Genomic DNA, 11832 nt, shown 5'->3' with positions numbered 1-11832 from the left:
TCATTGCTTAGCCCAGCGATTCGTGAAGGTCAATCATGGCGCGGGCGAGTGGCATCGCATCAAAAGGTAGTGCGGTCTCGCGTGCAGCACGCCTACGCCTCTCCACTGGTTCGGCGCGAAGCTCCAGGGTTGCTTGTGCCATGTGCGCAGGATCCGCGGCAGTGCTGAGGCCACCGCCATCCCGAAAATCAATGTGGCCCTGGATCTGCGCGCTCACGATTACCGGGGTGCCAGACGCGAGGGACTCAAGCGTGATTCCATGACCGATGGTGCCGCCAACCGTGACGAACGCGAAGTCTGCGGTGGCAAAGACCTCGGCGCGTTCTGCTAGGGAGAGGTCGTCGGCACTCAAGAATTGCACTGGCAGCCCAGAGGCGCTCCGCTCGAGTCGATTGCGCAGCGGACCGTCACCCACGACCACTAGATGCGCATCGATCCCTTGGGTAGTAATGGCACGGATAGCTTCTATAGCGACTGCTACAGCGCCGCCGGTGGTGAGCGGCGCGGCACACACCACAATCACATCGGCACCGCTCGTGTCGCGGAGAGCGGAGTTGTGGCGCAACGGAGTGAAAATCTCCAGATCCACCCCGGGCTCAACCGTCAAGACCCTACTGGCGTCGAGGTACGCGGAGGGAAGTGTCGTCGACTCGCTGCCACACACAACTCGCTCATAGTTCGTGAGCGCTGCGTCGGTGGACCACTTGGCTTGCACATCGTCGGCGAGAAGTATTGCCGGTACATGGTTGTTCCGCGCCCAGGTTCCCAGTTGGCGAAAACTCAGGCGATCGGCAACCTCAAGGCGGTCGGGAACTAGCCGATCAAGCGCACGGCGGATCGCAAGGGGAACCCTCACAAATCCACGACGAATTGCGGGTCCACGTGCGGGAACCGTGACGACGGTGCCGTACTCGGTCCATTTTACGGACGCGACAATTCCAGGCACAATTACGGAAAATTCGTGCCCAGCCGCGCGGTACGCGATTCCGCGTGAACGCACCGCGCTTGAGGGGGAGAGCGCCGGAACTGAATAGAAACTGGCCACGTGCGCGATGTGCATATGTTCATTATCGCCCTCACAAGGCAAACGTTCAGGCAATGTCAGTGGTCTCCGTAGAATAGTAAGAGTGACTACTGCTCCGTTGATCCCCAATTCTCACCTCAGCGTCCGCGGCGCTCGAGTTCACAACCTCAAGAACGTTGACCTCGAAATTCCTCGTGATTCGCTCGTGGTTTTCACCGGTCTTTCTGGGTCAGGAAAGTCGAGCCTCGCCTTCGACACGATCTTCGCTGAAGGTCAACGCCGCTATGTAGAATCTCTTTCCGCCTACGCGCGGCAGTTTCTTGGTCAAGTCGACCGGCCTGATGTTGACTTCATTGAGGGTCTCAGCCCTGCAGTGTCGATCGATCAGAAGTCGACGAACCGTAATCCGCGGTCCACTGTTGGCACGATCACAGAGATCTACGACTACATGCGGCTCCTCTGGGCGCGCATCGGGGTCCCGCACTGTGCTGTGTGTGGCGAAAAGATCGAACGTCAGTCTGTGCAGCAGATTGCTGATCAGCTCATGAAACTCGAGAGTGGCACTCGCTACCAGGTCGTGAGCCCGGTCGTTAGTCAGAAAAAGGGCGAGTTCGTTGACTTATTCGCCGAATTAACGTCGAGCGGATACTCACGCGCGTTGGTGGATGGCGACGTGATTCAACTGAACGATCCTCCCAAACTCAAAAAGCAGGTTAAACACGACATCTCCGTCGTCGTTGACCGCCTCGTCGCTAACGAAGACATCCTCACTCGCCTCACCGATTCCCTCGAAACGGCACTTCGACTTACCGATGGAACTGTTGCGATCAACTTTGTGGACGAAGAGGGCGATGCTGCATGGCGTTCATTCTCAGAGAAACTCTCCTGCCCCAACAACCACCCCATCCAACTTACTGAGATTGAGCCTCGAACCTTCTCATTCAACGCTCCATTCGGTGCCTGTCCCGAATGTTCCGGGCTGGGTACCCGCATGTCGATCGACGCGGATCTATTAATCGCCGATGATTCAGTAAGCCTGTCAGAGGGCGCAATTCTGCCGTGGACCAACGCAGGAAAGGGCCTCTATAACTATTTCGAGAAGTTGCTCGGCGGCCTAGCCCAAGACCTAGATTTTTCTTTGGACACGCCCTGGGGCGAGCTTCCAGAGGACGTCAAGGATGCGATTCTGACCGGAAATAACTTCAAAGTCTCCGTCAAGTGGAAGAATCGCTACGGCCGAGAAATGAAGTATTCGACCGGGTTCGAGGGAGTTATACCGTACATCGAACGCAAGTATCTCGAGGCAGAAACTGACGTTCAACGGCAACGTCATGCCGCCTACCTGCGCGAAATCCCTTGCCCCGTCTGCCAGGGCAAACGACTCAAACCAGAAGTTCTCGCCGTCACCGTTGCTGATCGCAGCATCTCTGATATTTGCGAATTGAGCCTCAGTGACGCCTACGGTTTCATGAACGGCATCACACTTTCAGAGCGCGATGCTCGTATCGCGGCCCAAGTGTTGCGCGAAATCCGGCTTCGTTTGGAATTTTTGGTCGAGGTCGGATTGAGCTATCTCAACCTCGCCCGCGCAGCCGCGACTTTGAGCGGTGGCGAAGCTCAGCGCATCAGACTTGCAACTCAGATCGGGTCTGGGCTTACTGGTGTGCTTTATGTCCTTGATGAACCCAGCATCGGTCTTCACCAGAGGGACAATCGCCGGTTGATCGAGACCTTGGTGAAGCTCAAGAACCTTGGCAACACCCTCATCGTCGTCGAGCACGACGAAGACACCATTCGCACTGCGGACTGGATTGTCGATATTGGGCCGGGTGCTGGCGAACACGGCGGAGAAGTCGTGCATTCTGGCTCCTATGCTGACCTTCTGAAGAACACGGAATCGATTACCGCAGACTACTTGTCAGGACGAAAGGCGATTGAAACGCCGAAAAAGCGTCGACCAATTGACCGCGACCGGCAAATTACTGTGGAAGGTGCGCGAGCCAACAACCTCCAGAACGTCACCGTGAAGTTTCCCCTCGGCACGTTCACCGCGGTGACCGGAGTGAGTGGTTCAGGAAAATCGAGTCTCGTTAACGACATTTTGTATAGGGTTCTCGCCAACGAACTCAACGGTGCACGTCAGATCCCCGGCAAGCACACGCGGGTCACCGGTCTCGAGAACCTAGACAAGGTTGTCCACGTCGATCAAAATCCCATAGGTCGCACACCCCGGTCAAACCCCGCCACCTATACCGGCGTCTTCGACAAAATTCGCACGCTGTTTTCTGAAACAGGGGATGCAAAAGCACGAGGTTACCTTCCCGGTCGATTTAGCTTCAATGTGAAGGGTGGCCGCTGCGAGAACTGTTCGGGCGACGGAACAATCAAGATCGAGATGAACTTTCTCCCTGATGTCTACGTCGCTTGCGAAGTATGCGGGGGAGCCCGTTACAACCGCGACACACTCGCTGTGAAGTACAAATCCAAGAACATCGCAGAAGTTCTCGACATGCCCATTAGCGAGGCTGCAGAGTTCTTTGAGGCGATCTCTAGCATCCATCGATACCTGAAGACGCTAGAAGAGGTTGGACTCGGCTATGTGCGACTCGGTCAAAGTGCAACCACACTTTCCGGTGGCGAAGCACAACGGGTAAAGCTCGCGACCGAACTACAGAAGCGATCGATGGGGCGCAGCATCTATGTCCTCGATGAGCCGACTACTGGGCTTCACTTCGAGGATGTTCGCAAGTTGCTCTTAGTGCTCAATGGTCTCGTTGATAAGGGAAACACGGTCATCGTGATCGAACACAATCTCGATGTTATTAAATCCGCAGACTGGCTTATCGATCTCGGGCCTGAGGGCGGAGCCGGCGGTGGTCAACTGCTATTCACGGGCACGCCGGAAAAGCTCGCCAAGGTGAAAGATAGCCACACCGGAAAGTTCCTCGACGAGGTGCTCAGCGGCAACCGTGTCTAATCAATCGTCCGGATGTCTAGAGTGAAAACGGCGCACGGAACAAAGATTGCATCTAGCGAGGAAAGGGAACGACATGGCTGAAACAGTCAGTTGGCGCCCTCGCGCGGGTGATATTCCTACTCAGCCGGGCGTCTATCGCTTCATAGACGATCGCAAGAGAGTTTTGTACGTCGGCAAGGCCAAGAACCTCCGTTCGCGGTTGAGCAACTACTTCGCACCGCTATCGTCGCTCCACGAGCGCACTCGCCGTATGGTGCTTTCGGCAACCGACGTCGAGTGGACAATCGTAGGAAACGACTTCGAAGCGCTGCAACTCGAATACACTTGGATTAAGGAATTCGATCCGCCGTTCAATGTTCAGTACAAAGACGACAAGTCGTACCCGTATCTGGCAATCACAATGGGCGACGACGTTCCTCGCGTGCTCGTCACCCGTAACCGAAATCTTCCGAACGCGCGCTATTTCGGACCCTACTCCCGAGCCTGGGCAATTCGCGACACCGTCGACGTTATGCTCAAGGCTTTCCCCATGCGAAGTTGTTCGCAGTCGGTCTACAAGCGTGCGCAACATACAGGTCGCCCCTGTCTGCTGGGAGATATCGGAAAATGTGCAGCGCCGTGCGTAGGGCGAGTTACCCTCGAGGATCACAAGTCGATTGCGCTGGACTTCGCCTCGTTTATGGCGGGCAATGACTCACGGATGCTCAATTCGATCCGGGAACAGATGAATCAGTCAGCAGCCTCGCAAGACTACGAGTCTGCCGCGCGCTATCGGGATCAGATAGGTGCCCTCGAAACGGCACTGGCCAAGAACCAAATCGTGCTCTCTGAAGATGTTGACGCCGACTTCTTTGGAATCGCACATGATGAGCTCGCAGCTGCCGTGCAGCAGTTCATCGTGCGAGGCGGACGTATTCGAGGTGTGCGGGGCTGGGTCGTCGACAAGGAACTTGATGTCGATCTTGGCGGTCTGGTCGAGTCTGTGCTTCAGAATGCGTATGACGACGCGTCACCTCCGCGCGACGTCATAGTGCCGGCATTGCCCGAAGACAGCACGGTGCTAGAAGAGTGGCTAGCTCAGCGGCGTGGAATAGGAGCTCGCGCTCGATTGCGGGTTGCGCAACGCGGTGAGAAAGCTGCACTCGCTCAGACCGTCGAGACAAACGCAAAGAACGCGCTGATGCTCTACAAGTCGAAGCGCAGTGGTGACTTCGTTGCTCGCTCTCAAGCTCTGGCCGACATCCAAGAAGCACTAGGCATGTCTGAGGCTCCACTGCGAATGGAGTGCTTCGACGTCTCGCACCTCTCGGGAACGAACGTTGTGGCATCAATGGTGGTCTTCGAAGACGGATTGCCGAAAAAGCAGCACTATCGGCGCTTCAACATCGCGGAAACGACGGACGACACTGACTCGATCTACCAGGTGCTTAAGCGCCGGCTCGCCTATCTAGCGGTCGGAGCTACCGTGCCAGAATCAGGTCAACCAACCCCAGTGAAGGACCTCGCTAAGTCAGAAGAATCGACGGCGCTGGATGAGCAAGATGTCGCTGGTGAGCTGTCGAACCTCACCCAGCAGCCCGTGAGCTCCACAAAGTTTGCCTATCCGCCACAACTTCTGATTGTTGATGGTGGCCAGCCGCAGGTTTCCGCAGCGAAACGTGCGCTAGAAGAGTCGGGGGTTTCTGGCATTCAACTCGCAGGGATCGCGAAAAGGCTCGAAGAAATTTGGCTTCCGGATTCTGACTTTCCGGTCATCCTGCCGCGTAATAGTGATGCACTCTTTTTGATTCAGCGGCTTCGGGATGAAGCCCATCGTTTTGCTATTACTCATCAACGACAGCGTCGATCGAAAGATGTGTCGTCGGTTCTCGCAACTGTCCCGGGCCTTGGACCAGCGCGGATCAAGACCCTCCTTCAGCATTTTGGATCCGTCGCCAGGCTCAGGGGGGCCTCAGTTGACGAGATCATCGAAGTACCTGGCATTGGCGCATCGACAGCCGACGCCATCATTCAGAAGCTCGCCCAACCCGACCTCAGGTAGTCTGGCAACACCATGAAACCTGTTACCGAACAGCAAGAGATGCTCATCGTGACCGGGATGTCAGGCGCAGGACGATCGACAGTCGGAAATGCTCTAGAAGATCTTGGCTGGTATGTCGTTGACAACCTGCCGCCCCAAATGTTGCGTCCGCTCGTTGATCTCGCCCACCGGGCGGGAGATTCCCTGCCTCGCGTCGCGGCTGTTATTGATGTTCGAGGCGGAAAGCTCTTCTCCGACGCTCAAGAGGCCATCCAGTCGCTGCGAGGCTCGACCTCTCTGCGGGTGCTGTTTCTCGATGCAGAGGACGCTGCGCTTGTTCGTCGATTTGAACAAGTGCGTCGCCCCCACCCGCTTCAAGAGGAGGGGACTCCGCTGGATGGGATTGCCGCAGAACGTACCCGAATGGCAGAAATTCGTTCCAGCAGCGACATCATCATCGACACTACAGATCTGAACATCCACCAGCTCGCAACAACCATTATCGAGAAGTTCTCTGCGGAGAGCGACGCCGGTTTGCGTATTACTATTGAGAGCTTCGGGTTTAAGTATGGCCTTCCAGCAGACGCCGATATGGTGGCTGACTGCAGGTTCCTGCCTAATCCCTTTTGGGTTCCTGAACTCAAAGCGCTTGACGGACTCGATGATCGAGTGCGCGCGTACGTCGTTGGAGCAACCGGAGCACAAGAGTTTGTTGCAGACTATGCACGAGCACTTGAGCCTGTCTTTGCTGGCTATCAGCGCGAAAACAAACGACACGCAACGATTGCGATCGGCTGCACCGGCGGTAAACACCGGTCGGTTGCAATTGCAGAAGAATTGTCGGCGATTCTGAGCGGCTTGCCCGGAGTTGCCGTAAGCATCAAACATCGGGATCGCGGACGAGAGTAGATTACTCATCCATGAACACCGCCACCGTGAAAGAAAGGCCAGTTAGTGGCATTAACTGCTGAAGTCAAAGACGAACTGGCACGAATTCAGTTGGGCAAGACCACCGAGCGCGCAGCTGAACTCGCGACAATTCTGCGTTTCTCGGGCGGATTGCACCTGATTTCGGGACGCATCGCCGTCGAGTCTGAGCTCGAGACCGAACTTCTCGCGCGTCGAGTGCGACGCGACATCGCAGAGTTGTATGGGGTGCGCTCCGAAGTGTCACGAGTTGCGTCATCTGGCGGACGTCGCTCAAATAATCTTTTGGTGCGAGTTCTCGACGGGGGAGAGACCTTGGCCCGCCAGACGGGGCTGCTGGATGCTCGCCGCCGACCCATTCGCGGGCTCCCGAATCGGGTCACGACAGGAGGTCGCGGCGAACTGGCGGCTGTCTGGCGCGGCGCATTCCTTGCTGCCGGTTCCCTCACCGATCCCGGTCGCTCTGCGGCCCTAGAGGTTACTTGCCCCGGGAATGAAGCGGCTATGGCTCTTGTCGGCGCAGCGGGGCGCCTGCGCGTGGCCGCTAAGGCTCGAGAGGTGCGCGGAGTTCACCGCGTCGTAGTGCGTGATGGTGAGGCGATCAGCGCGATGCTCACGATCATGGGCGCAGAAACTACTGTGGTCAGTTGGAACGAGTTGCGCCAGCGCCGCGAGGTGCGAGCGACTGCAAACCGCCTGGTCAATTTCGACGATGCGAACCTCCGCCGCTCTGCGCAAGCAGCCGTAGCAGCGTGCGCGAGGGTCGAGCGTGCTCTTGAGATTCTCGGAGACGATGTCCCCAAGCATCTCCGTTACGCCGGTGAATTACGGTTAAGTCACCGTGATTCGAGCCTTGACGAGCTGGGACACCATGCCGATCCTCCCATGACCAAGGATGCCGTTGCCGGCCGGATTCGACGGCTGCTCGCAATGGCCGACAAGCGCGCAAGCGATCTCGGAATCGCCGGAACCGAAGCGAACCTGCCCTCCGAGTTGGAGGAAGCTTAGCGTTCGATGCATGCGACACGTGTGTCGTATGGACGTGGTTAGACTGGAACCATCTCGCCTGCTCGTGCTTGCCAGCCGCGCAGGTTTCAAGATTCTAGGAGGACTTCCGATGGCTGAATATACCCTTCCCGAACTTTCATATGACTACTCGGCGCTCGAGCCGAGCATCAGTGCGACAATCATGGAATTGCACCACAGCAAGCACCACCAGGCCTACGTGACTGGCGCAAACGCTGCGATCGCTGGACTTGCTGATGCGCGCGATGCCGGTGACCTCTCGAACGTGAACAAGCTGGAGAAAGACCTCGCGTTCAACCTCGGTGGCCACGTCAACCACTCGATTTTTTGGACCAACATGTCACCAGATGGTGGCGACAAGCCGACCGGCGAGCTTGAGAGCGCAATCGACGACCACTTTGGCTCCTTTGACAAGTTCACCGCGCACTTTACTGCAACCGCCATGGGCGTTCAGGGCTCGGGTTGGGCCGTTCTGGCGTGGGATTCGCTGGGAGAGCGGCTCATCATTGTTCAGTTCTTTGACCAGCAGGGCAACTTGCCGGCCGGAATCGTGCCACTTTTGATGCTCGATGTCTGGGAGCACGCGTACTACCTCGACTACAAGAACGTGCGCGCTGACTACGTAAAAGCGTTCTGGAAAATCGTTGATTGGGCTAACGTTCAAGACCGCTTCAGCGCAGCGCGCTCGAAGACAAATGGACTGCTGCTACTCTCGTAGCGGCATCGTGGCCGGGTTTGGCCCCGGCTTTAGCCCTGTCTCCGCTAGATAGCACCACCCCACCACTACAGCACGACGCGTCCTAGACGCCTGATTTTCTGGAGCAACAGTGAGCGTAAAAATCGGTATTAATGGTTTCGGTCGCATTGGTCGCAACTTCTTTCGAGCGGCTTTGGCCAAAGACAGCAACATTGAAATTGTTGCGGTAAATGACCTCACAGATAACAAGACTCTCGCTCATCTGCTCAAGTACGACACAATCACAGGTCGTCTCGATGCAGAAGTAACGTTCGACAACGACCAGATCGTTGTCAATGGAACCGCGATCAAGGTATTCGCTGAGCGTGACCCCGCCAACCTTCCTTGGGGAGAGTTGGGTGTTGACATCGTTATCGAATCAACTGGTCACTTCACCAAGTCAGTTGATGCAGCGAAGCACATTGCTGCGGGTGCGAAGAAGGTCATTGTTTCTGCTCCTGCCTCAGGTGACGACGTAGCGACCGTAGTACTTGGTGTTAACGAGGGCGATTACGACCCCACCGTGCACAACATCATCTCGAACGCATCGTGCACGACAAACTGCCTCGCGCCATTGGCGAAGGTCTTCATGGACAACTTCGGCATCGACACCGGCTTCATGACCACGGTTCACGCTTACACTGCTGACCAGAATCTTCAGGATGGTCCTCACGGCGACTTGCGTCGTGCTCGTGCAGCAGCGCAGAACGTCATCCCGACGTCGACCGGTGCTGCAAAGGCACTCGGTTTGGTTCTTCCTGAGCTCGTGGGCAAGCTTGACGGCTATGCACTTCGCGTTCCTGTTATTACTGGATCGATCACTGACCTCACCATTACGACGTCAGCTGATGTCACGGTTGAGAAGATCAACGCCGCATACAAAGCAGCGGCGGAAGGTCCCCTTAAGGGAATCCTTAAGTACACAGAGGACGAAATCGTCTCGAGCGATATCGTCGGCGATCCGCATTCCTCGATCTTCGACGCCGGACTCACTAAAGTCATCGGCAACCAGGTCAAGGTCGCGTCATGGTACGACAACGAGTGGGGATACTCTAACCGTCTCGTGGATGTTGCAGAGTACGTCGGCGAACGCCTCTAACCCCCGCCGAATATGAGCCTCAGAACTCTTTCAACGTTTTCGGACCTCCGGGGAAAGCGTGTAATCGTCCGTTGCGATCTCAACGTTCCCCTCAAGGACGGTCAGATCACCGACGACGGTCGCATTCGTGCTTCTCTGCCGACGCTCAACGCTCTCATCAACAAGGGTGCACGGGTAGTTATCGTCTCGCACCTTGGTCGCCCTAACGGCGAGCCTGATTCGCAATACAGTCTTGAGCCTGTGGCCCAACGACTTTCGGAACTTCTCGGCAAGGCTGTCGTCTTTGCCAAGGACACCGTGGGTCACGCCGCAGAACAGGCAGTTTCGGAGCTGGGAGAGTGTGGCGTCGCGCTGCTAGAGAATCTGAGATTCAATTCCGGTGAAACCTCAAAGTCAGAGACTGAACGTGGAGAGTTTGCTAGCAAGCTCGCTCGCTTCGGTGACGCGTTCGTCTCTGACGGTTTCGGTGTTGTTCACCGCAAACAAGCGAGTGTTTTCGAGCTTGCACAGATCCTCCCGAGCGCGGCTGGGCTTCTGATCGAAACTGAACTCGATGTGCTCGAACGGTTGACTGTCACCCCTGAGCGGCCCTACACCGTCGTCTTGGGAGGTTCGAAGGTTTCGGACAAGCTCGACGTCATTGGCTCGCTTCTTCCGCGCGTAGATTCACTGCTCGTCGGGGGAGGAATGCTCTTCACTTTCCTTGCCGCCCAAGGGCACAAAGTCGGAGCAAGCTTGCTGGAGGCTGATCAACTTGAGACAGTCAAAAACTATCTCGCCCAAGCTCACGATCTTGGCGTGCAAATTATTTTGCCAACCGATGTTGTCGTCGCGGAATCTTTCGGTCCTGATGCGGCTCATGCGGTAACCGCTGCAGATCAGATCGAGAATACCGAGTTCGGCGCGAGCGGGATCGGGCTCGACATTGGACCAGACACTGCCGCACGATTTGCGGATGTCGTCCGCTCGTCTCGGACAGTGTTCTGGAATGGGCCGATGGGCGTATTCGAGTTTCCGGCCTTTGCCGCAGGCACGAAGGCAATCGCTCAGGCACTCACTGAAACCGAGGGTTTTGGAGTCGTCGGTGGCGGCGACTCTGCGGCGGCGGTTCGTGCACTAGGTTTTGACGATGACCAATTTGGTCACATTTCTACGGGTGGCGGAGCGAGCCTTGAGTTCCTCGAAGGTAAACCACTTCCCGGACTGGAGGTACTTGGATGGCAAAGCTAAAGCGTGTCCCGCTTATTGCGGGCAACTGGAAGATGAATCTTGACCATCTTCAATCAATCGCATTTGTGCAAAAACTTGCATGGACGCTGAAAGACGCAAATCACGACTTCGGCGTCGACGGCGCAGAAGTTGCGGTGTTCCCACCCTTCACTGACCTTCGGTCCGTGCAGACTCTTATCGCAGCAGACAAGCTCGACGTCCGTTTCGGCGGTCAGGACCTTTCCGAGCACGAGTCTGGCGCCTACACGGGTGAGATCTCTGGCGCGTTCCTTTCATCGTTGGATTGCCGCTACGTCTTGGTTGGGCACTCTGAGCGTCGCACTATGCACGGTGAGACTGACGAGCAGCTCTCTCGCAAGGTTGCAGCAGCGCTGAAGCACGGTCTCGTTCCCGTGTTGTGCGTCGGTGAGACCGCCGACGATCTTGAAAAACACGGCCCAAGTGCCGTTCCGGTCTCGCAGCTTAAGGCTGGACTTGCGGGAATCTCGGGCTCACCCGAAATCGTTGTCGCTTACGAGCCCGTCTGGGCCATCGGATCCGGCAAGGCTGCGACTCCGGAGCAAGCAGAGCAAGTTGCCGCTCGACTTCGTGAGACGCTCGCAGAAGTCCTGGGCGAAGACGTTGCCGCAGCGACTCGAATTCTTTACGGCGGCTCGGTGAAGTCTGCCAACATTGCTAGTTTGATGCGGGAGCCCAATATCGATGGTGCTCTTGTTGGCGGAGCGAGCCTCGATGTCGCCGAATTTGCGAGCATTTCGCGCTTCTCCAAGCACGTCGGCACCTAGCCGTTATA

Annotated in this window: 9 protein-coding genes; 8 read left to right on the top strand and 1 reads right to left on the bottom strand. The window is 56.7% G+C overall.

Going from position 1 to position 11832, the window contains the following annotated elements; translation table 11 throughout:
* Positions 1–7: 7 nt before the first annotated feature.
* Positions 8–1060, bottom strand: coding sequence for a glycosyltransferase (locus AC061P_RS07040; protein ID WP_480390779.1), 1053 nt, complete (start codon positions 1058–1060; stop codon positions 8–10).
* Between the two features lie 67 nt (positions 1061–1127).
* On the opposite strand from AC061P_RS07040, the gene uvrA reads away from it, so the two are divergent.
* The 8 genes from uvrA to tpiA all read left to right on the top strand — a co-directional run bounded on the left by uvrA (position 1128) and on the right by tpiA (position 11824).
* A complete protein-coding gene (gene uvrA / locus AC061P_RS07035; RefSeq protein ID WP_449646692.1) occupies positions 1128–4001 on the top strand; it encodes an excinuclease ABC subunit UvrA in 2874 nt (957 codons plus the stop codon).
* 73 nt (positions 4002–4074) lie between these two features.
* Entirely contained in the window at positions 4075–6042 is a 1968-nt protein-coding gene (gene uvrC / locus AC061P_RS07030; protein ID WP_480390778.1) for an excinuclease ABC subunit UvrC, read from the top strand.
* Positions 6043–6054: 12 nt separating this feature from the next.
* Complete coding sequence (gene rapZ, locus AC061P_RS07025) at positions 6055–6930, top strand: RNase adapter RapZ (RefSeq protein WP_480390777.1); 876 nt, start codon at positions 6055–6057, stop codon at positions 6928–6930.
* A gap of 45 nt (positions 6931–6975) precedes the next feature.
* The gene (gene whiA / locus AC061P_RS07020; RefSeq protein WP_480390776.1) at positions 6976–7956 is read left to right on the top strand and encodes a DNA-binding protein WhiA; all 981 of its coding nucleotides are present in this window, start codon (positions 6976–6978) and stop codon (positions 7954–7956) included.
* Positions 7957–8065: 109 nt separating this feature from the next.
* Positions 8066–8692 carry a superoxide dismutase gene (locus AC061P_RS07015; RefSeq protein ID WP_480390775.1) on the top strand — a complete coding sequence of 209 codons (627 nt, stop codon included), beginning with the start codon at positions 8066–8068 and terminating at the stop codon, positions 8690–8692.
* A gap of 109 nt (positions 8693–8801) precedes the next feature.
* Positions 8802–9809: a type I glyceraldehyde-3-phosphate dehydrogenase gene (gap, locus tag AC061P_RS07010; RefSeq protein ID WP_449646687.1), complete on the top strand. Its 1008-nt coding sequence runs from the start codon at positions 8802–8804 to the stop codon at positions 9807–9809.
* Positions 9810–9821: 12 nt separating this feature from the next.
* On the top strand, positions 9822–11039 hold the full coding sequence (locus AC061P_RS07005; RefSeq protein ID WP_480390774.1) for a phosphoglycerate kinase: 1218 nt from the start codon (positions 9822–9824) through the stop codon (positions 11037–11039).
* Positions 11027–11824 (top strand): triose-phosphate isomerase, encoded by a 798-nt coding sequence (gene tpiA, locus AC061P_RS07000; RefSeq protein ID WP_480390773.1) that lies wholly within the window; start codon positions 11027–11029, stop codon positions 11822–11824. The genes AC061P_RS07005 and tpiA overlap by 13 nt, the downstream gene beginning before the upstream one ends.
* Positions 11825–11832: the final 8 nt, after the last annotated feature.

It is taken from the genome of Rhodoglobus sp. G.S.4 (genome assembly GCF_056619605.1).
Note: the sequence above shows the minus strand (reverse complement) of the source record. Positions and strands in the feature narration are given on the sequence as shown.

Coding starts and splice junctions, on each gene's coding strand:
- AC061P_RS07040 (WP_480390779.1), bottom strand. CDS start 1,060: ATGCACATCGCGCACGTGGCCAGTTTCTATTCAGTTCCGGCGCTCTCC.
- uvrC (WP_480390778.1), top strand. CDS start 4,075: ATGGCTGAAACAGTCAGTTGGCGCCCTCGCGCGGGTGATATTCCTACT.
- rapZ (WP_480390777.1), top strand. CDS start 6,055: ATGAAACCTGTTACCGAACAGCAAGAGATGCTCATCGTGACCGGGATG.
- AC061P_RS07015 (WP_480390775.1), top strand. CDS start 8,066: ATGGCTGAATATACCCTTCCCGAACTTTCATATGACTACTCGGCGCTC.
- AC061P_RS07005 (WP_480390774.1), top strand. CDS start 9,822: ATGAGCCTCAGAACTCTTTCAACGTTTTCGGACCTCCGGGGAAAGCGT.
- tpiA (WP_480390773.1), top strand. CDS start 11,027: ATGGCAAAGCTAAAGCGTGTCCCGCTTATTGCGGGCAACTGGAAGATG.